Raw genomic sequence first — 18,188 nt, 5'->3', positions numbered from 1 at the left:
GAATTAACAAAAAACATATTGGGTAGTTTAGGAGAATAGTTGTGAGAATAAAAGCTAACATGTTAAACGGTATCATTGCTACCGTCATTTTATCAATCATTGCTAAAGTTTTAGCGATATGGTTACCGTTTTTAGGTGCTGAAGCCATTGCCATGTTACTCGGCATATTACTTGGAAACACCGTTCTAGCCGGTGCAACATGGGCACCAGGAATAAAATGGGCCGAAAAGTTTCCCATCGAAATTGGCATTGCCTTGATGGGTCTAACAGTTACATTACGAACCATAGAAAAATTGGGTATTAATGGTCTATTATTTATCTTAATTCAAATGACCCTAACAATTGTTATTGTTCTCTGGTTGGGTGGCCGTATATTTAAGGTATCAAAACAGTCTGCCATGTTAATGGGTGCTGGTAACGCTGTTTGTGGGTCAAGTGCTATTGCATCCGTGTCACCTGCAATTGGCGCAACTGATGATCAACGCCGAACTACTGTGGCAACTGTTAGTCTAACTGGTGTGGTACTACTTCTTGTTATACCTGTCATTGGCCCTTACTTAGTTGGTAACAATAATTTGTTGCTCGGTGCATTAGTTGGTGGTGTCGTACAGTCAGTTGGCCAAGTTGTTGGTACTGCTGCTTTAATTAATCCAACCGTTGTCACTTATGCTACTTTATTTAAAATGTTACGCATCATTTTACTTACTGTCGTTGTGTTAATATTTGCAAAGATGGCTCAAAAAGACGATACGAATAATCAAATTACAACCCCTAGTAAGGGCGTTAAGATTCCTTGGTTCATTATTGCCTTTGTTATCTTACTCTGCGTGAACAGCTTCATTTCGTTACCTCACCTCATTAATAATAGTGCAAAAACAATTTCTAGTTTTACTGGTGTCGTTAACTTGGCAGGAATTGGTTTAAATCTTAAATTTGCCACAATTAAAAAATCTGGTGGCAAATTCTTAACTTACGGATTAGTGACTGGTGCTGTGCAGGTCATTCTAGCAGTTATTTTAATTCATTTCCTATTTAATTAATTATTTTAAACAAAGAAAAGGAGGCCAATAAGGTGAGATAATATCTCACCTTATTGGCCTCCTTTTTCCCTCAACACAATGGCTACGGTGTTTTAGTTTAATTCATCACCACTGTTGATATCAAACTGATGCACACTGCCATCCTTAAAAGTGACTGAATAACCTTTAACTTGTGTCCCATCTGTATTAAAGTAATACTTATGACCATCAATGATCTGTTGACCTGTTAAAGGTAGACCACTACTGTCCAAGTACTGCCATTCACCGTTTGGCATTTCCATAAATCGATTCTTGATTTGACTATTTGACTGAGCTATCGTGACACCAAAAGGATACAAAACAGCAGACAAATTCTTTTCTGAATCCATTTGATTAACAGCATTAGTTAATACGATCGATCTTTGCTGATCAAATGAATTACTGGCAAAACAACCAGAACCTACGCGTTGCAAACTGGATGGGAGTTCCACGTCTTTAATATGATTATCTAAAAAGGTGCCATCCCCAATTGACTGTAAAGTATTTGGTAAATTAATGTCTGTTAGCTGATTACTAGAAAAAGCAAAATCGTTTAACGCTGTTATACCATTATTCGGCCAATTTATCTTTGAAATATTGTTTGAAGCAAAAGCATACCAGCCAATACTTGATATATCAGTGTTTAAACAATTAGGAAGTGTTAATGTATTTGAAATTTGATTATCATAGAACGCAAAATTCCCAATTTGCTTGAGCCCCACTGCTTTTGAAAAATCAACTGCTACGATACCTAATGATTTAAATGCATTGTCGGCAATTTTCGTGACATTATCTGGTATAACAATAGTTTTACCAAGTGTTGTAATCCCTGATTTGACACCTGTAATCGTTGATAAATTCTGAGAATCATAGGTAAAACTATCTGCTGTATTGATGTTACCGGTTGTTCCAGTACTATAGTTCTGGTGCTTTAAGGCATATTGACTGGCGATGCGGTTGGCTTGACCAGTATTTTGACCAAATGTTTCATAGCCATACCAACGAATCGGACGATTGCCACTGTTATTCAATTCGTTATTTGGTAACACGGCAACACGTGATGCTTGATTACCATAAAATGCACCCGATCCAACATTTAAATCATTAGTATGCTTAATCGTTGTTAAGTCAATTGTACTTAAACGATCACCAGCAAAAGACCAATCGCCTATTGCCGTGATGGTTGATGGTAGGTTAACTGCTGTTAGATTAGGATTTTTAGCAAAAGCACCATCATTAATATGGGTCACGCCGTCAGCAAATGTCACCACATTAATATCATTATCGTAAAATATATACCACCCTAAATTATTATCGTTAAGATTAGGATAATTAACGGTGCTTAAATGGTTTTTAGCAAAAGCAAAATCACCAATAGATTTTAATTTAGTCGCCGCACTAAAATCAACTCGGCCAATACCTTGATTATAAAAAGCTGTATTTGCAATGCTTGTCACATTGTTTGGAACGACAACAGTCGCACCTATATGTTGTGTTTGATCATCTGAAAAACCATATAACACACCATCTTTAACGTTTAAAGGTGGTTGTGATATTGTATCGGCATGCGCTGTTATATGATTAAAATTAATCATAAATGTTGCTAAAAATATGACACCCATTGTTTTTAAAAAAGCCCCATTTGTTTGTACTCTCCCAAAAAAGTACCTGATACTTATTATCCTACTACTAACCTTCATATTTAATTTCCCCCAGTTATTCTGGCGTGCTGTCCGCACGCCCCTCATAATTGTAACCTTATTCAAATTTTAGATAGTGATCAGTGAAGGACTACCATACCTATCATGTGAATAAGGTATCAATCATTCCTTTTAGTTTACCATATTTTTGTTATATAGCCCAATTTCTATTAAAAATGCAATATAAAAAGCCCACTTGAAGTGAACTTTCTAAAATACATATTAATTACGATATGCTAAATTATATAATAATCGCTGCAACACGCGTTGTCCTGATAAAAGGTCTGAATCGGTCGTATTCTCTTGTGTCACATGACTGACACCAGTATAATACTGGTGGCTAACAAAACAATCCCATTTCGTAACACTTATAAACCATTCAATTAATCAACAGATCCCGCAAAACTAGGCATCCATCCAGAATACAATGTTTGCACACGCACCACATCTCCTGGTTGTGGTGCGGCAATAAATTGATTATTCCCTAAATAAATACCAACATGATATGTTTCTCCGTGACCACCCCAAAACAGCAAATCACCAGCTTGCGCCGCTGATACTGATTTCTGTTGTACAAGTGCCTCTTGGTAAACAGTGTAGCTGGGGAAATTTGATGTGCGACCAGAATTATTTAATACATAGGCAACAAATCCTGAACAATCGAATCCAGCAGGTGTTTTACCACCCCAAACGTAGGGTGTTCCCACTAAACTCATGGCTAAATCATGCCAATTAGAAGTATTTTGATTGGGAGTGTTGTTGTCATCATTATTACTGTTGTTATCAGATGCTACTAATGTTAATACTTGACCAACCGCAATATAATTCACATTTTTTATGTTATTAGCATTGGCTAAATCAGTAACTGATATATCATGTGCTGCAGCAATACGATACAAAGTATCACCTGCTTCAACCGTGTACGTACCAGTAGTATCTGTTTGGTTCGGATTAGTTGAACCAGAGGTCACTAATTGTTGCCCAACAAAAATTAGATTCGTATTTTGAATATTGTTTGCTTTGGCTAACTCAGCAACTGTTGTGCTATTTGCTGCGGCAATCGTATTAAGTGTGTCTCCCGCTTTAACTGTAATCGTATCAGCTGATACAGAAGCGACCCCGGCAATGGCAAATGTACCGGCCGCCGCAGTGACAAACTTAATGATGGTAGATGGTTTCATGATGATTAACTCCTTCAGTTAATGTGTTACGATTTTAAGTTCGTAAGCAATTTAAATTACTCTCAAACCCATAGTTTGGTTGATTCTAGGATTGATTAGTTAAACTACTTATAGTATTATAAGTTAAAACTAACAGTTAGATTATCGGATTTTTTTAAAAAATAGATAATACATGATAACCCTCTAAATGGTTAATGTTTTAGCACTTCTCAAAAAAATGCCATCGTGCCTTAAAAAAGCAATAACATAATTCGCTGTGCAAGTTATCATAGGGGTGTATGTTTATTAAATGCTTTGAACTACAACTTTGCACCTGAAGTGTATTTTTTATTACTAATTCCCCTGAATTATCTTAATAGAAAAAATATGTCTCATGGTTTCTTGATTTTTTTCATAACACAGATAATATTAAGATTATTTTCATTTTAAAAAAATTTTGGAGGTTTACATGTTAATTAACTTTCTATCAAAAAAGAAACAGCGTCAGCTGGCTATTTTACAGTCACTTTTCACCAATACGACTAATGGGTTTCCTTATTTAGTAAAAGAATTTGATATAACAGAAGTTCAACTCACGCATGATATTGAAGATATTAACAAAACAGTTCAGACCATAGCACACCAAAAATTAGTGGATACTTCTAATAAACATAACTACACGGTTAATATTGATGATATACATCTATATCAACAGCTTGAATTTCATTACCTCAACGATTCATTGACTTTTCAAATCTGTTCTGAAATCATTACACATCGACATTTGCCATTCAACAATCTGTGCGATAAACTTGCTATCAGTACTTCTCATTGCTATAGGGTGTTAAAACAACTCAATAGTATTTTAGATCAATTCAATATTGTTATTACAATTGATCAACATACAGTCCCAGTATTTACTGGCAATGAAATCAACATTAGAGTTTTTATATTCTCGTTCGTCAAATATTGTTTTCCACGCACAAACTGGCCTTTCCCAACAATTTCTCGTGCTGAAACAATTTCCGACTTTAATCTATTAAGTCCTAATAACAAACTTGCGCCATCATTCGCAGAAGAAATCACTTTATTACTTGCCGTCATGAAAATCAGGCTATCTAAAAGTTATTTTGCAGAACCAATGTCCGAATACGTTCAAACATTGCTACAAAAATTCGTTGTCTCTGATTACAATACTTTTAAAAGCTTATTTTTTCAAAAAAAAATGACAGATAATAATATTATCAAAGTAGAATTTTTTTACTTGAATTTTTTTGCTCATTTACTATTACCTAATCTCATTGAAGAAAACCATGCAATTTCTTTAGGTACCATTATTTCGCATTCTCACTTAAGCGCTGATATCTTTGTCAACAAACTAACGGCTAAGTGGCAAGAAAGATTCAATTTAGATTTAGCCTCTGATGACCTAGCCAAAGTAAAATATTTTTGTTTGATTTTTTACGTGTTAGCTTTTCACATTCACCTTAATATTATTGAAATTTTAAAATCTGATGCCACATTTTTAAATGACAAGCGCACAATAAACACCGCCGCCATGCATGACATCAGATCTTTTTTGACCACTACTTTACCAACAATAGGTCATAACAATCCTTGCCGTGACTTACCTCAAGATTTTGCTATAGATTATTTTTCCAATTTGTTTTTCTTCTCTACTCAAACATACAAACAACAGCAAGTCACTATCTACATGCATTTTGCTGATTATAGTGTCCGAGAATTTCTAAAAACTAAACTTAAAACTATTTATACGCCACTCGCAGTCAAGACAGTAGATAATATCAATACAGCGGATATTATTTTGACAGATACTTTTGATATTATTGTGCCAAACAAGAAATGCATTGTTATACGTAATGTTTTTAATCCCCAAGAGTTACAAACAATGTTAACGGCTATTGATAATTCCTTATTTCTATCCGCCAAACGCTAATGATTAAAAAACCGGTTGTTCGGACAAATTAAGCTGTCCAAACAACCGGTTTTTAATCTGAAAATCATCTATTTAATTCACTTTACTAAATAGAGGTTTCATCAATATCGGCGCAACAATAGTTGAAATAATGATAGCAACAATAAACTCCGCTGATGCCGCATCACCTATAAGATGAGAGGAAATTCCGATTTGTGTGATCACTAACGCCATTTCACCTCTTGAAATCATGCCAGCACCAATTGCTTGAGCAACAGTTTTATTTAAGCCTGATAACTTTGCACCAATGAGTGATCCGAAAAACTTAGTAATGATGGCTAAAATGCTAAATAGCATAATTGGCAATAACTTATTATTCAGATCTTGAAGTGCTATGCCTAAACCAATGGATCCAAAAAAGATAGGATAAAACAACCAACTGCCCATCCAGTTAAGTCCTTGTGCTAGTTGCTCAGAAAATGATACTTTTCTTAACAAAATGCCCATTGCAAAAGCAATTAAAGGTAACAGACTACCAACACCTAGCGCGCCACCACCAATAAATACAGAAAATAGTGTCACTGCAATTAATGCGATAATATCATCAAGCACGGCCGCAGATAAAATGATAGCACCCATAGGCGTTGCTAATTTCTTTTGTTCTGCTAATACAGCCAAAGTAATGGATATAGATGTGGCTGAAAAGACAACACCAGCAAATAATGACACTTTTAGTGTATAACCTAGTAACATGAAAGCAATTGGAAATGATACGGCAGGCACAATAACGCCCATAATTGCAATTAACGTAGATGCTTTTATATATTTTCTCATCTCTTTAATATCAGATTCCATACCGGAATTTAACATAAGTATAAAAATACCAATCTCTGATAATAAATGAATCAAACTAGTCGGATGCACAATGTTTAATACACTAGATCCGAGTATTATACCTGATAGAAGTTGTCCCACAACCTCTGAAAATCCAAGTTTTGGTGCTATTTTTCCAAAAATAATAGTAACAACAATCAATAATGCAATAATTATATATGACATAGTTTATCTCCTCAACAGAAAAAGCTTCAAAAACACATTGGTTCCCCGACCAATTAATTTCTTGAAGCTCTCGCCCAACCGTAATTTATTTAACTGTAACAATCATACCATTATTTATTATCCCATATCAAATAGAAGGTACTTTTATTTTTGAATACTTTTCTCAATTAAAAGACTAATCTGCTGACGAATAGTCGGTGTGATTTGCTTTATTGCAAAGGTTACTGGCCAAAAATCTCCTTCATCCAATGTTGCAGCATCATTGAACCCTAAAGTTGAATATCTTGCTTTGAATTTGGTCGCAGGTTGGAAAAATAGAACAACTTTACCATTTCTGTTAGCATAAGCTGGCATTGAATACCAAGTTTTTGGTTTTAATTCTGATGCTATTTTTTTAACAAGATGATGAATCTCAATGGCAATTTGTGCTTCACTATCTGTCATCTCTGAAATTTTGTCTAGCACGTCAGCTTCTGTGTTTTTGGTTTTTCTAAGTTCCTCTGCTCGCTCTCTCATTGCCTCACGTTCAAAATCAGAAAAGGTATCTTTATCCATCATGGTTTCTCTCCTTTAGACTATTATTTCTTAGTTTACCATTACTAGATGAGATTGTACCCATCTTTAAGTAAAATTTATTTTGTATCATTTCTTGATATGATGCAAAACACCTATATGTCCTTAATCGTTTTTGTTATACTAATTTTTGGAGCTATAATAGATTGATCAAAAAGCTAGACTTAAAAAATAAATAGGCGCTTCAAATATATAGTGCTATAGAAAGTATATAAATCATATGCCAAACTTAATAAAAAAAATTCTGGTCGACAAAACATTTTTAGTAACTTTCATTTTATCTATTATTTCCTTAGTGGCTGGTAATGTCAGGATAACAGATATTGATTTCAAAACAATCTATTCGTTAGCTTCCTTACTAATTATAGTGGCAATTTATCAAGATTTAGGCATTCTAAAACATATCGCCAATTATATTGTTTCAAAATGCCATTCTTCTCGTAGTGTATTTTTAGTACTATTATTATGTTCGTTTGTCGGATCAATGCTATTTACAAATGACGTCGCTATTTTAACTCTCGTTCCTATATTTTTTAATATTAAAAAATATATCAATTTACCTAGTATAGCTACTATCAGCTTATTAGCGATATACGCAAATCTTGGTAGTTCTATCACACCTTTTGGTAATCCTCAAAATATTTATATCGTTTCATTTTATAAACTCAGTATTTCTCAATTTTTAGGCATGTCACTTATTATCGGTTCAATAGCTCTCGTGGCGCTTTTTATAAGTTGTTTATTTATAGATAATGAAGAAGTGACTACAAATTTCGACAATAATCAAGTCATAGATCGAAAAAAAACTACCCTATTGATTGTTTCAAGTCTAGTTGTTTTACTAGGTGTATTGTCAGTTATTCCTATATTATTTTCATTAATAATAAGTATCTTAAGCGGGCTATTCTTAAGTAAAAAAGTATTTTTACACGTTGATTATGCAATTATACTAACATTCGTTAATTTTTTTATAATTGTTGGGGCTGTTAGCAAAATCGCTTTGGTTCATCACTTAGCTACCATTACCACTCAAAATTCAATAGCAACTTTTATTTCAGCATGTATAACGAGTCAATTCATAAGTAACGTTCCTACTGCCGTATTACTATCTAAGTTTACTGATAACGTCTATCCCTTATTTTTAGGCGTATCTGTTGGTGGGCTTGGGACATTAATAGCTTCTCTCGCAAATTTGTTAGCCCTAAGACAGTATTCTGCATATTCTCAAAATCACACAAATTTTACATTTTTTAAAATATTTACATTTCTGAATATTTTATTTTTATCTATTTTTGTATTGATTGGATTATTGCTCTTATTTTTATAATTAAAAAAAGTGATAGTTCACCTCTAATTGTGGATAAAGTAAAAGCAATCCATAGCTTATTATTGGATTGCTTACTAACTATCATACGATGTCACTCTTTAATTCATATACTAAAGACTTAATCTGATCGCGTGTTTTTCTAAATTGATTTTTCACAACCTCTTTTGTGCCAATAATGCCAGCTGGATCAACCAATGGCCAATGCAATCTAGTAATACTGGCTGGAGTAACTGGACATTTATCATTAGCGTCACCACAAAGTGTGATAGCATAATCACAACTAAATAAAAAATTTTCATCAATTAAATCAGATGTATGATTGGATATATCAATACCAATTTCATCCATTGTATCGACAGCTAGCGGGTTTAATCCATGCTGTTCAGTACCCGCGCTTTTGATTATCCAATCATCAGGCATTATGTCTTTGGCAAATCCTTCAGCAATCTGACTGCGACACGAGTTGCCTGTACACAAAAAATAAATTTTCATAATCGTTCCTTTCAAAATTTTATCTAAAAATTATTAGCTTGACGTAATATTAACTGATTACAAATTAATTAACAAGCACATGGTCATTTTTTCAAGAATATGGGAATATATACCTATTTAATAATAGCAAGACCTATCTCACTTCTGGTAATCATACCAGTACCAACTGCATTTGCCACATTGGTACCTAAGCCTGACATCAATATATGAATCAGAAAACTTTGTAATAACAACTAAACTACTAACTATGACTATTAACATTAAAGTCTCTACAGTTTTTTTGTGCAAGATGTGCCGTTGAATTTTACAATCTGCCACATCCATTTTAATTCGTATATATCTTGATTATGTACCACATTCTTGTTGACGTGCTTAATGTTTCCCTTTTGTGCAAATCAAAAACAGCTTACTTACGTATTTAAAATGTTTCCCTAAAAGTTTCCCATTTTTTGTGAAATGCTATGAAATACAGTGCAACGTTTTCGAACAAAAAAAGCGCTACATCAAGGTTTTTGCAACCTTATGCAACGCCATGAAATGCTTAGTGGAGAAGAAGGGATTCGAACCCTCGCACGCTTTAACACGTCTACACCCTTAGCAAGGGCGCCTCTTCAGCCACTTGAGTACTTCTCCATAACAGATATTATTATACCAGCTATAAACAATAGTAGCAAGCATTTTCGTGTGTTTGGTTCGTACAAAGCAAAAGATTGGCGCGTTAATGCGATTAATGTTTTAATTGCCGGCGATAGGTCAACAATTCATGTGAAATTTCTTTAGTTGCTGCATAAATAGTTTGATAGATCGCATAAACTTGATCATAATTAGCAACTGCTTCAGGATTAGGATAATAGGTTGTACCAAATTTAATAATTTTATTTGCTGCATCTTGAACACTGTCATACCAACCCAACCCAGTGGCAGCTAACATCGCCGCACCAAGCCCTGGACCTTGTTCGTTAACCAAAGTGGTCACTTTTTTATTAAAAATATCTGCTTGAATTTGCAACCAAAGCGAACTTTTAGCTCCACCACCGATGGCCACGACTGTGTCAAAATTAGCGCCTTCACGATCATAAATCATCATAATATCCTTAAAACTAAAAATAATACCTTCCAAAACGGCGCGAATAAAGTCAGCGCGCTGATGTGTCCGATCAATTCCAGTAAAACTAGCGCGAATATCCGCATCTGGATAAGGTGTGCGTTCACCAGAAATATATGGTGTGAAAATCAAACCATTGGCGCCGACTAACGACTGCGCAGCTTCGTTTACCCAATCTCCAAAAGGTATATCTTCTCCAAAGACTGACTTAAACCAAGCATTGGCGTCCCCAGCAGCTAAAGTGACGCCCATTGAATAAAATTTATTCGGTATCGCATGATTAAAAAAATGAATATCACCCTTGTAGTCAACGTCCGCACGATCTTCAAATTTGGCTACAACACCCGATGTTCCAATTGAAGACATCACCATATTAGCGTTGAGCAGACCAGCACCCACAGCACCCGCTGCGTTATCTGCAGCACCTCCAAAGACTTTTGTTGATGTGTGCAACCCGGAAAATGTTGCATACGACTCTGAAATATACCCTGCAAAATCAGTTGATTCGATTAATTCTGGGAAAAATGATGCAGGTAAATCAAAAGTTTTTTGCACTGCTTTTGACCAAACTTTATGTACCACATCCAATGCCACAGTGCCTGCCGCGTCTGAATAATCCATGGCTAAATTGCCTGTCATTCGGTAGCGCAAATAATCCTTTGGCAACAAGAACATTTTGGCTTGCTTGAAAATTTCTGGTTCATTTTCTTTCACCCACAGAATTTTAGGTAAGGTGAAGCCTTCCAATGCAAGATTTCGCGTAATTGCCACAAACTCTTCTGACATTTTTTCAGCGATTTCTTGTGTCTGTGATGTCGTTCGCGTATCATTCCACAAAATTGCTGGGCGCAATACTTGATTGTTATCATCCAATAACACTAAACCATGCATTTGACCAGAATACGATATGCCAGCGATGTCTGCAGGATTTAAGCCATCTTTCAAAATTAAGTTAACAATTGCAACAGTTGTCCCATTCACCCAATCTTCAGGGTTTTGTTCTGACCAACCAGGATGTGGTTGCGTCAATGGATAGTCGAAACTTTGTTGTGCAACAATTTGTCCCTGACGATCAACAGCAGAAACTTTAACAGATGATGTGCCTAAATCGACACCCAATACAACTTGTGTCATGCTTTTTCTCCAATGTGGTTTGATAAAATATTTGCACACATGGCAGATGTTGCGAGTGTGCTATGTACAAAGGGCCGGCACATCAATTGTAGCGGCCCTTTTTGCCGTGTCATTTTTAGAGGGAGGGGTAAAACACGGCATAGATTAAATGATATATGATATTAAGTTTCAGAGGATTGGTTGATGACTATTAGCATTGAAATATTAGCGGCCTAGCACTGAGAAAATATAATTATTCAGAGTTGACTTAATTTGCTCTTGACGTCCTGACTGTAAGGTGGCGTTAATTTCATCATCTGTCTTATTTTCTGCATAAGCAGCTAAGTCTTTCAAAGTCACTTTGCCAGCTTCAAAATCAGCACCGATACCTGAATCAAATGATGCGTAACGATTCTTCAAGATATTTTCAATCACTTGATCTTCAATCAACTTACTTGCTACCTTCAAACCAGCAGCATAAGTGTCCATTCCAGCAATGTGAGCATAGAACAAATCTTCAAATTCGAAACTTTGACGGCGTGGCTTTGAATCAAAGTTCAAGCCACCAGTTGGTAAACCACCATTTTTCAAAAATTCGTACATGACCAAAGTTGCTTCGTAGACGTCATTAGGGAATTCATCAATATCCCAACCCGTCAACTTGTCACCCATGTTAGCATCCAATGATCCCAACAAACCAGCTTCGCGAGCGAAACGCACCTCATGTTCATATGTGTGACCACCCAAATAGGCATGGTTACCTTCCAAGTTCAACTTGAATGTGTCTTCCAAACTATATGTCTTCAAGAAAGCAATGGTTGTTTGTGCATCAAAGTCATACTGATGTTGTGTTGGTTCCTTTGGCTTTGGTTCAATCAAGAATTGACCCGTGTAACCAATTTCATCAGCATAATTTTTCGCTAATTTAAAGAAGGCCGCAATGTGATCTAGTTCACGTTTTGTATCTGTGTTTACCAAGAAGTCATATCCTTCACGTCCACCCCAGAACACATATGATTCTGAACCCAAACGCTTAGCAATGTCAAGTGAGTGCTTGATTTGGCCTGCAACATAAGCAAAAACTTCCGCAAATGGTGTCGTTGCGCCACCAGCTAAGAAACGTCTGTTGGTGAACAATGATGAAGTATTCCACAACAACTTCTTACCAGTTTCTTGCATCTTTTGTTCAATTTTATCAATGACTTGATCTAAGTTAGCATTTGTTTCGGCTAATGTCTTGCCTTCTGGTGCCAAATCACGATCGTGGAAAGCGAAGTATTCAACACCTGTTTTGTCCAAAAATTCAAATAAGTAATCTACCTTGGCCAAAGCTGCTGCCATTGTGTTAGGATCGCCTTCTATATCCCATGGACGCGTAGCTGTTCCTTCACCAAATGGATCCGTCAAACGTTGATCCATTGTATGCCAATAAGCCACTGAGAACTTGAGCCATTCGCTCATTTTCTTGCCTGCAACAACTTCATCAGCATTATAGTAATGATACCCATCACCAGCTTGCAAGGATTGATTCCCTACGAATGCCACTTTTGGAAATGAGAATAATTCAGACATGTTAGATACTCCTTCTGGACTTTTGCGTCCTACTTACGTTTTATTTGTGTTGGTTGGTTTGAACAACCAACTTACATTTATTATTGTATACGGTTTCATTAAATAGTGCAACCCCTTTTGAACAAAAATGTATCATTTTAAATCGTGATAAAACCATGACACTAAAAAAGAACCCTAATTGAAGTGAACCCAATAACTTTCTGAACAGATTTTTTATTCTGTCCAAGTTATTGGGTTCACTTCATAATGGATTCTTTTTAGTGTGTGAATTTCAAATCTAAATTGTCTAAATCAAGAATGCGACGTGTAACGCTGGCAGCGCCACCAAGTAATGTTGCTTCATAAACCGAACGATTAGCAAATAAAATTTCGCTCTCATTTGTTGGATTCATTTGTTGATATGCTACCACAACGCGGCCCAATAATTCTGGCATTTCAGCTATAAAGCGCGAATGAATAAAAAGTACTTGTGGTGCTGCTGTTTGGATGATATTATAGGCCACTTGCGCAACTCCCATCACCCAGTCATCTAATAATTGCGTGACAACTGCGCTTTTTTGATTCGCAAATGTTACAAACGCGTCACGATTGGCAACTGGTTGACCAGTTAGTGCCGCTAGTCGTTCAAGCATTGCATCCTCAGAATATAAATCTTCAACACGAACAGGCTCTTGATCTGCCATGGCTACAATACTTCGGCCAACTTCGCCAGCACGCCCTTGCATGCCACGATAAAGTTGGCCCTGAATAATAATTCCAGCACCTATACCATAATGGATATTTAAGGCAACTAAACTATCATATTGATCAGTGCTTAAGTAATCGTGATAGTCTCGAATATACACAGCAGCCGAATTGGCTTCGTTTTCCAACATCACATGTACGCCACTCAATTCTTCAAGCTTTTCAGCCACATCAACTTGGCTATAATCAAAAAATGGTGAGTAGACAACGTGATTGTTATCCACAACGCCATGAATACCAACAGCAATACCCATGAGACCTTCTTTTGTCCCATGTTTTTTGTGCTTATTGTCTTTAATATGTTGACCCATTAATGCAATAACATCTGCAACAGACATGTCATCAACAGCTTCCGAACTTTCAAGTATGACCTCACCGCTCAAGCGTACTAATGCCACTCGCAAATGATGCCGTCCCATATCAAAACTCATGACGTAACCATAATTACGGTTAAAACGAATCATTTTAGCTTTACGGCCGCCAGTTTCTGTGGTCACGCCTTCACCCAAATCTTCAATAAATTCTAATTTATCTAAGTCACGGTAAATTGAACTAATAGTAGATTTATGTAGATTTAAATCAACAGCTAACTTCGCTCGCGATGTTTCTTTCGCGTTAAATAGCGCTTGTAACACTAACCGCTGATTATGGTCTCTCATTGTGATTTGATCTGATTTATTCATTTTTTCTTTTTATCGACGCTCCAATTTGAATGACTGATGATATTGATAGGTAATAACTTTCTGACGTGTCTTGTTGGCTTTTAGTGTCACATCCAAAAAATCAGGTATAATGTCACTGTTTGGTAAATTTTGTAGTTCTAAAACCACTGCCACCTATTATTTGGCATGTCTAGCGTCATTGACTTAACTGTCAGAACAACAAGTCAATTTTTGTTCGACATTATTTCTATTGTACGCGAACTAACCGTATCCTTCAAGTTAGCGATTAAATTTTTCACATGTTAATGCCAAAAATCAGCATAGAACACGTTTAAACGCGTTCTATGCTGATTTTTTAGGATATTAATCGGGTTTATCTAGCCTATTGATAAAATGCTATAACGATTGATTTCAAGATGTGTCTCTTTATCTCGTTATTAACATAATAAACGAGTCCTAATCAAAGACTCGCTTATTATTTTCTATTGATTTAGTAAAAACGTGATTCTGATTTCTGCCATGATATTGTCCCATTAATGTCTTTATGATCACCCAATTCCTTATAATCGAAGTAATCAAATTCAGCTGTTGAATCATAACCTGAATAGTCAACCGCTGCCAAACCAACATAGGCACCAGTGAAGAAGCCACCATATTCGCGAACAACATAGTCATCTGACAAAATTGCAGCATCTAATGTCACACCAGTTGAAAGCCAGTTTTCACTGTCAAATGAGTAGTAATAGGTGTATGATTCCTTACGATTTTCTGATTTGAAGTAAACATATTCGATGCCTTCTGGAATCACAGGCGCATTGTCACGCAAATATGATGTATAAGAACCATTCCGCAAACCACCCTTATTTTCACCCACTTCAATAACGTTTTGACCATCATCATTCTTTGTGATGAAAATCCATGACCAGTGTGAGTGGTTGTAATAATTTGTTAGACCAGCCATTGATTGGTATGAATAAGGGTTGAACTTAACCTTTGTCTCAGCATCGAAGTAGAATGCTTGCCAACGACGGGCGATCAATGACAAATCAAATGTGTTTGATAATGACCCTTGACCAACTAAAGTCAGTTTGCCAGTACCAGTTGAACCCATCTTTTCAGTAAATGGTACACGTAATGTATTCCAGTTAATGTCTAATATGGTATCGTTAAATTCATCGTGTTGTGAGTGGTCAACAGGCGCATCTGTTAAAATGGCATCCTGAGGTGCTTCGACGAATGTTTGTCCGCCATGGCCGCCAACAACGCGTGGCCAACCAGCATCATCCCATTCAACTTTTTGGATTGATGTTTCACGACCCAAAGTTGACCAACCACGTGGATCAGTCGCACTTTCATTATCGTGGTTCCATGGCCGAGCTGTTAATGAAGCATAGTACCATTCGCCACCCGGTGTTGAAACCAAAGCACCGTGTCCTTGCTTTTGCAGGTATGAGTTTGGTGTGTCAAAATTTGTGATAAATGGACCGTCAGGTTCAACGACAAATGACATGCTATTCAATGACTTTGAGCGCGCCACCACCTCTTGGTGAGTAAATATTGTACCACCTTCAGCCGCAAACAAGAAATATTCGCCGTTAATTTTGTATAGGTGTGGCCCTTCAACTAACTTTACAGCCGTACCTGAAAAAATTGTGCGGGCAGTTTCAGGCTTCAACTTCATGGTATTGGTGTCAAATTCTGTCAAAGTAATGCCATCAAATGGGTGATGATATTCACGGTGATCCCAAGTTTGTTGCACGAGATACTTACGCCCATCTTCATCGTGGAACAATGACGCATCAAAACCAACACCGTTTACAAATACAGGCTCCGACCAAGGGCCTTCGATTGTTTCAGCAGTCGTCAAGTAGTTCTTCATATCTTTGAAGTTACCATCAGTAATCTTAACATCTGTGAAAATTAGCCAGAATTTACCATCAGCATATGATAGATCCGGCGCCCAAATACCACCAGATGATGGATTACCTTTCATATCAAGCATTGCCGTGGTATCCAACACATTTTTAACAAGATTCCAATGAACCAAATCTTTTGACGCATGGATACGCACACCAGGAAACCATTCAAATGTTGATGTCGCAATATAATACGTGTCCTCAACACGGATGATTGAGGGATCTGAATTGAAACCAGGTAATACAGGGTTTTGAATTTGCATTATTTTTCTCCTATCAATTTAAATTTATGCAAAATTAACTATTTTTTTCTTTTAACGTGTGATTCATTTTATCAACGTATGCATCAGACAAAGGATAGCGACTAATAACAAACATTGCTAAGAATGCCATAATCATTGGCAACCAAATCATTGACCACTCAATACCTGTTTGTGCAGATGCAGATTGTGTCAATGCACCAGACTTAAAATTCATGAATTGTAATAAATAACCAGGAATGATACCACCTAAAGCCAAGCCAATTTTGAAGAAAAGACCCATAATCGCATTGATAATACCCGCCACACGCTTGCCTGAAATATACTCACCATTTGATACAACTTCAGGTACTAATGCCCACATAAATCCTGTAGCCGAAGTTAATCCCCATTGTTGTAAGAAGCGTCCAGTAAAGCCAAGCCAATCAGCTGATGGATTCTTTGACCAAGCCAAAAGCAACAATTGACCAACAACAAAAATGCCGAGGAATGTGTAGAAGAAACCTTTTTTACCTAAAGTTGCACGTAATCTTGGCCAAATGACGACCAAGAAAATACCAGGAATTGAACCGATCAAACCAATGGATGCCATCAAGGCTGATTTTCCACCTTCAACACCAAAGTTATATTGCATAAAGTATGGCCACACTGTATTACCAAAGAACATAAGTGTAAAACCTACTAAAAAGAACAATCCGAGAATTTGTAAGGCTTTATTCCGCTTTAATTCAGCAAACAAATCCGTATATTTTACTTGGTCTGTTGCCTCTTCTGAAGCAAGTACGCGCTCTTTGGTATTACGATATGTCAAAAACAGCAATACTGCGCCTAATATCATGTACACGCCATAAACTTTAAACCACGCACCGGCAGCTGATGGGGCTGCATAATTACCTAATTTCAGTTTCAAACCAAACAAACCTGTGTCAGTTAACTTAGCGTTTGGAGAGGCTAATTGTACAAATAATGGGAATAGTGTATATACCAACAAGTTACCAATGTTTGCAAGCATCATTCGTGTTGACGTTAACTTGCCAATTTCTGTTTCATCACGGGTCAATGAAGCATTTAATGAACCATAAGGAATATTGACAAATGAATAAACTAAAGCTGTTGCCATGTAGGATACAGTCGCATAAATCGTTGTTGCAAGTGTACCAGCGCCAAGTACTTTAGCTACTGGTAAAAACAACAATGCTGCTAAAATGACCAATGGAATCCCAAAATTAATCAAGAATGGCCGATATTTGCCATTTTTTGTGATTTTAGCTTTATCAACAACTGTTCCAACCCATGGGTCCCAGATAACATTAATCCAACGTACAACAAGAAATATTGTTGCCCCAACACCAGCTGAAATACCATTAATATTTGTTAGATAGAATAGCAAAAATCCACCAACAGTTCCAAATACTAAGTTTTGAGCAAAATCGCCGAGGCCATAACTCACACGATCCCATGTTGAGAGCTTAGCAAACTCATCATTCTTCTGAACTCTTACGTCCATAATT

General features: G+C 36.4%; 14 protein-coding genes and 1 tRNA gene. 3 read left to right on the top strand and 12 right to left on the bottom strand.

The features are described 5' to 3' along the window. Positions 1 to 41 precede the first annotated feature (41 nt). Positions 42 to 1,040 (top strand): YeiH family protein, encoded by a 999-nt coding sequence (locus LEGAS_RS00980; protein WP_013231156.1) that lies wholly within the window; start codon positions 42 to 44, stop codon positions 1,038 to 1,040. 92 nt (positions 1,041 to 1,132) lie between these two features. Here the strand turns inward: LEGAS_RS00980 and LEGAS_RS00975 are convergent, their stop codons facing one another. Both LEGAS_RS00975 and LEGAS_RS00970 read right to left on the bottom strand, forming a co-directional pair. Then, positions 1,133 to 2,758 carry a leucine-rich repeat protein gene (locus LEGAS_RS00975; protein WP_029510761.1) on the bottom strand — a complete coding sequence of 542 codons (1,626 nt, stop codon included), beginning with the start codon at positions 2,756 to 2,758 and terminating at the stop codon, positions 1,133 to 1,135. Positions 2,759 to 3,141: 383 nt separating this feature from the next. After that, complete coding sequence (locus LEGAS_RS00970) at positions 3,142 to 3,939, bottom strand: C40 family peptidase (protein WP_013231154.1); 798 nt, start codon at positions 3,937 to 3,939, stop codon at positions 3,142 to 3,144. A 448-nt stretch (positions 3,940 to 4,387) separates the two neighbouring features. On the opposite strand from LEGAS_RS00970, the gene LEGAS_RS00965 reads away from it, so the two are divergent. Continuing rightward, positions 4,388 to 5,875, top strand: a complete 1,488-nt coding sequence (locus LEGAS_RS00965; protein ID WP_013231153.1) for a helix-turn-helix domain-containing protein — start codon at positions 4,388 to 4,390, stop codon at positions 5,873 to 5,875. A gap of 72 nt (positions 5,876 to 5,947) precedes the next feature. On the opposite strand, the gene LEGAS_RS00960 is transcribed toward LEGAS_RS00965, so the two are convergent. Then, positions 5,948 to 6,913, bottom strand: coding sequence for a cation:proton antiporter (locus LEGAS_RS00960; RefSeq protein ID WP_010383957.1), 966 nt, complete (start codon positions 6,911 to 6,913; stop codon positions 5,948 to 5,950). Positions 6,914 to 7,057: 144 nt separating this feature from the next. Continuing rightward, positions 7,058 to 7,471 (bottom strand): hypothetical protein, encoded by a 414-nt coding sequence (locus tag LEGAS_RS00955; protein ID WP_010383959.1) that lies wholly within the window; start codon positions 7,469 to 7,471, stop codon positions 7,058 to 7,060. Between the two features lie 235 nt (positions 7,472 to 7,706). Here LEGAS_RS00955 and LEGAS_RS00950 point away from each other — a divergent pair, with 235 nt between their 5' ends. Further along, entirely contained in the window at positions 7,707 to 8,813 is a 1,107-nt protein-coding gene (locus LEGAS_RS00950; RefSeq protein ID WP_013231152.1) for an SLC13 family permease, read from the top strand. Between the two features lie 81 nt (positions 8,814 to 8,894). Here the strand turns inward: LEGAS_RS00950 and arsC are convergent, their stop codons facing one another. The 8 genes from arsC to LEGAS_RS00915 form a co-directional block, all read right to left on the bottom strand. After that, entirely contained in the window at positions 8,895 to 9,305 is a 411-nt protein-coding gene (gene arsC / locus LEGAS_RS00945) for an arsenate reductase (thioredoxin) (RefSeq protein ID WP_013231151.1), read from the bottom strand. Positions 9,306 to 9,850: 545 nt separating this feature from the next. Further along, a tRNA-Ser gene (locus tag LEGAS_RS00940) sits at positions 9,851 to 9,938 on the bottom strand. A 94-nt stretch (positions 9,939 to 10,032) separates the two neighbouring features. Continuing rightward, complete coding sequence (gene xylB / locus LEGAS_RS00935) at positions 10,033 to 11,544, bottom strand: xylulokinase (RefSeq protein ID WP_010383968.1); 1,512 nt, start codon at positions 11,542 to 11,544, stop codon at positions 10,033 to 10,035. A gap of 204 nt (positions 11,545 to 11,748) precedes the next feature. After that, positions 11,749 to 13,095, bottom strand: a complete 1,347-nt coding sequence (gene xylA / locus LEGAS_RS00930; RefSeq protein WP_010383970.1) for a xylose isomerase — start codon at positions 13,093 to 13,095, stop codon at positions 11,749 to 11,751. A gap of 257 nt (positions 13,096 to 13,352) precedes the next feature. Beyond that, positions 13,353 to 14,522 carry an ROK family protein gene (locus LEGAS_RS00925; protein ID WP_010383973.1) on the bottom strand — a complete coding sequence of 390 codons (1,170 nt, stop codon included), beginning with the start codon at positions 14,520 to 14,522 and terminating at the stop codon, positions 13,353 to 13,355. Between the two features lie 9 nt (positions 14,523 to 14,531). Further along, positions 14,532 to 14,669, bottom strand: a complete 138-nt coding sequence (locus LEGAS_RS10010) for a hypothetical protein (RefSeq protein ID WP_013231150.1) — start codon at positions 14,667 to 14,669, stop codon at positions 14,532 to 14,534. A gap of 322 nt (positions 14,670 to 14,991) precedes the next feature. After that, positions 14,992 to 16,680, bottom strand: a complete 1,689-nt coding sequence (locus LEGAS_RS00920) for a glycoside hydrolase family 43 protein (protein ID WP_010383978.1) — start codon at positions 16,678 to 16,680, stop codon at positions 14,992 to 14,994. Positions 16,681 to 16,714: 34 nt separating this feature from the next. Continuing rightward, the gene (locus LEGAS_RS00915) at positions 16,715 to 18,184 is read right to left on the bottom strand and encodes an MFS transporter (RefSeq protein ID WP_013231149.1); all 1,470 of its coding nucleotides are present in this window, start codon (positions 18,182 to 18,184) and stop codon (positions 16,715 to 16,717) included. Positions 18,185 to 18,188 lie beyond the last annotated feature (4 nt).

Source organism: Leuconostoc gasicomitatum LMG 18811, assembly GCF_000196855.1.
GTDB classification, from domain to species: Bacteria; Bacillota; Bacilli; order Lactobacillales; family Lactobacillaceae; genus Leuconostoc; species Leuconostoc gasicomitatum.
The sequence above is the reverse complement of the archived record's forward strand: the minus strand, read 5'-3'. Positions and strand labels throughout refer to the sequence as shown.

Excerpts from the sequence above, each read along its gene's own strand:
- LEGAS_RS00970 (WP_013231154.1), bottom strand. The coding sequence starts at position 3,939 with ATGAAACCATCTACCATCATTAAGTTTGTCACTGCGGCGGCCGGTACA.
- LEGAS_RS00960 (WP_010383957.1), bottom strand. The coding sequence starts at position 6,913 with ATGTCATATATAATTATTGCATTATTGATTGTTGTTACTATTATTTTT.
- LEGAS_RS00925 (WP_010383973.1), bottom strand. The coding sequence starts at position 14,522 with ATGAATAAATCAGATCAAATCACAATGAGAGACCATAATCAGCGGTTA.
- LEGAS_RS00920 (WP_010383978.1), bottom strand. The coding sequence starts at position 16,680 with ATGCAAATTCAAAACCCTGTATTACCTGGTTTCAATTCAGATCCCTCA.
- xylA (WP_010383970.1), bottom strand. The coding sequence starts at position 13,095 with ATGTCTGAATTATTCTCATTTCCAAAAGTGGCATTCGTAGGGAATCAA.
- xylB (WP_010383968.1), bottom strand. The coding sequence starts at position 11,544 with ATGACACAAGTTGTATTGGGTGTCGATTTAGGCACATCATCTGTTAAA.
- LEGAS_RS00955 (WP_010383959.1), bottom strand. The coding sequence starts at position 7,471 with ATGATGGATAAAGATACCTTTTCTGATTTTGAACGTGAGGCAATGAGA.
- LEGAS_RS00965 (WP_013231153.1), top strand. The coding sequence starts at position 4,388 with ATGTTAATTAACTTTCTATCAAAAAAGAAACAGCGTCAGCTGGCTATT.
- LEGAS_RS00950 (WP_013231152.1), top strand. The coding sequence starts at position 7,707 with ATGCCAAACTTAATAAAAAAAATTCTGGTCGACAAAACATTTTTAGTA.
- arsC (WP_013231151.1), bottom strand. The coding sequence starts at position 9,305 with ATGAAAATTTATTTTTTGTGTACAGGCAACTCGTGTCGCAGTCAGATT.
- LEGAS_RS00975 (WP_029510761.1), bottom strand. The coding sequence starts at position 2,758 with ATGAAGGTTAGTAGTAGGATAATAAGTATCAGGTACTTTTTTGGGAGA.
- LEGAS_RS00915 (WP_013231149.1), bottom strand. The coding sequence starts at position 18,184 with ATGGACGTAAGAGTTCAGAAGAATGATGAGTTTGCTAAGCTCTCAACA.